Source organism: Xanthobacter sp. BG11Y11_SDJG (genome assembly GCF_057364445.1).
The window spans coordinates 1-2610 of sequence record NZ_JBNFNU010000502.1 but is presented as its reverse complement, the minus strand read 5'-3'; the positions used below and the strand labels follow the sequence as shown (position 1 = coordinate 2610).

The window sequence follows — 2610 nt, the reverse complement described above, 5'->3', positions numbered from 1 at the left end:
GCCGCGCGCGCCGGCCGGCGGGCGATCGCCGAGGTCGGCCCCGACGATGCGGCGATCCGGGAGGAGGACCGCGGCGCGGTGCTGTTCGACCTCGGCATCGGCCTCGGCAGTGTCGAGGCCTGCGTGCGCACCCGCGATCCCGTCCTGATCGCCGCCATGCGACGGGCCGAGGGCCGGCAGATGTTCGATCCTGACGGCCCCATCGGCGCCATCCTCGCCGCAAGCCCCCACCGCGTGTTCATCAGCGCCCTTGGACGGATCGAGGTCTACCAGCCCATCCCGCCCGCCGACGGCCGCAGCCCGGACGGGCCCCACACCCACGTTCTGCCGAAGCTGCTCGCCCACGGACGGACCCATGCGGCCAGCATCCCGATCCCCGAAGGGCTGCTGCCGTGCCTGTCGATCCATCCTCCCCATGGCCGCGGGACCGGCCGCGCCTGAGCCAGCTACCGTTGCGTCAAGGCGGCGTGACGGATATGGGATGCGTGACCGATATTTTCGGACCGGAACGGGCGCAGCCCCTTGCGGACGCGATGGAGGTCGCGCATTGCTTCGCGCATCGCTCGCGCGAAAGTCGCAAGCGCGCTTTTCAAAGTGCGGATGAGGCAACCGGGCGCGACCGCAAGCGCCGCGGAGGGCGCTCACACGCAAGACCTATCAAAGATTGCAATCCCGAGATCGGCACGGGGGACGCGACTGCGATAGGCGCGGAAAAGGGTCTTCTGGAAGGTCATCACGGCTCGCAAGGTGAGGTGGCCCTAAGGTGCAAATGGACAGCATCCTGAGGCGTTCGGTCCGGGGCCGCGTACTGCTGCTCGCCACTGCGGCGATCCTGGTGATCATCGTCCTCATTCAGGCGGCGATGCTGGCCAAGCTGCGGGAGGATCGGCGCGTAGAGGCGCTGCGTGCCGCCGAAAACGTGCTGCGCACCCTCGCGCTGACCGTCGATCGCAACCTGAAACTCATCGAGGTGTCGATCCTGGGCGTGCGCGAGGCGCTCGCCCTGCCGGAGGTGCATGCCATGCCGCCCGCGGCGCGGCATCTGCTCCTGTTCAATCGCACGGCCACGCCTCACTATCTCGGCTCGATGCTGGTGCTGGATCGCAGTGGCGATATCGTCTTCGATTCGGGTGGCGCGACGCCTCGTAACGCCAACTTTGCGGACCGCGATTATTTCCGCGCCCACCGCGACAGCGACGCCGGCACTTTTCTGAGCCGCCCCTATGCCAGCCGCCTGCGCCAGAACGATCCGAGCATCGGTATGACGGTGCGGCTCGCCGGGCCGGACGGCGGGTTCAATGGCGTGGTGCTGGCGGCGTTCCGGATCGCCTTCTTCAATCCCTGTTCGAGAAGGTCGATCTCGGCCCCAATAGCCTCGTCAGCCTGGTGAGCACGGACGGCACGCTGATCTACCGCCATCCCTCCGCCGACGGCCAGGGAAATTCCGGGGACAGCGTCGCGACGTCCCCGGTGTTCCAGAAGATGCTCGCGGAACCAGGAGTGAGCTTCGTCGGCGACTCCCAGATCGATGGGCTCAGGCGCTATTACGTCACCCAGAAGATCGGCGAATTCCCGCTCATCCTGGCGGTCGGCATCTCCGCTTCCTCCATCTATGCCGAATGGACCGTGCAGGCGATCATCGTCGGCCTGCTCACTTTGGTGGTCTGCGGACTGCTGGCCGTGATCGTGCTGGTGCTGCGCCGGGCGCTCATCCGCAGCTATGACATGGAAGAGCAGCTCGAGCACATGGCGGTCACCGACGCGCTGACGCAAATCCCGAACCGGCGGGCGCTGGAAATGGCGCTCGACACCGAGATGCGACGCGCCGTCCGCGAGAAGACCGAGCTTTCGGTGCTGGCGATCGACCTCGATTTCTTCAAGCAGATCAACGATACCTACGGCCATCCGGTGGGCGATGCGATCCTGCTCGCCATCGGGCGGCAGGTGACGCGGGCCATCCGCAGGCCCGGCGATTTCGCCGCGCGGCTCGGGGGCGAGGAGTTCGTGGTCATCCTGCCCTCAACCGGAGCGGCGGGCGCCACCTTCATGGCCGAGCGCATCCGCAAGGCGATCGCCGCCGCCCATGTGACGACCGAGGACGGGCACCGCGTGACCACCACCGCCAGCATCGGCGTGGCGTCGGGCATGATCCAGCCGTCCGATCCGGTGGACCGCCTTCTGCGCGAGGCGGACGGGGCGCTCTACCGCGCCAAGGGCGGGGGGCGCAACCGTGTGGTCGGGTGCCATCCCGACAGCGGCTTCGGCGTGGCGCAATAGCACCGTCCGCATCCCTCGTGCGGACGGAACGGACGGGTTCAAGCGCGTGTCATGGAGCTGCGCGAGAACAAGCATGATGGACCATTCGCCACGCCCCGCCATGCCTTCGGCGATCCGCTGCCGCATCCGCCATCACCTGCCGGGCCGAACGCGCATCCACCTGGCGGGCGACTGGCCGGCGGACCTGGGCGCGATCCGGACCCGCCTCGACACCTGCGGCATCAGCCTCGCCAAGGCTGAGCCGCTCACCGGCTCGGTCCTGCTGCACCAACCCCGGCGGCTCTCGGCGCCGACGCGGTCGCCGACCAGTTTGCGCGGCCCGCCCCTCAGCGG

At 68.4% G+C, this 2610-nt stretch carries 4 protein-coding genes; all 4 read left to right on the top strand.

What is annotated here, in order from left to right; translation table 11 throughout:
* A partial coding sequence (locus AC2W7M_RS23530; RefSeq protein WP_486135361.1) for a DUF6925 family protein occupies positions 1-441 on the top strand: 441 nt, incomplete at its 5' end.
* Positions 442-769: 328 nt separating this feature from the next.
* Positions 770-1390: a PDC sensor domain-containing protein gene (locus AC2W7M_RS23525; protein ID WP_486135360.1), complete on the top strand. Its 621-nt coding sequence runs from the start codon at positions 770-772 to the stop codon at positions 1388-1390.
* Entirely contained in the window at positions 1387-2277 is an 891-nt protein-coding gene (locus tag AC2W7M_RS23520) for a GGDEF domain-containing protein (RefSeq protein ID WP_486135358.1), read from the top strand. The genes AC2W7M_RS23525 and AC2W7M_RS23520 overlap by 4 nt, the downstream gene beginning before the upstream one ends.
* 73 nt (positions 2278-2350) lie before the next feature.
* Positions 2351-2610: hypothetical protein (locus AC2W7M_RS23515; RefSeq protein ID WP_486135356.1), on the top strand; the 260-nt coding region annotated here is incomplete at its 3' end.

What these genes read in the sequence shown, in the direction of transcription:
- AC2W7M_RS23525 (WP_486135360.1), top strand. Translation starts at nt 770, where the DNA reads ATGGACAGCATCCTGAGGCGTTCGGTCCGGGGCCGCGTACTGCTGCTC.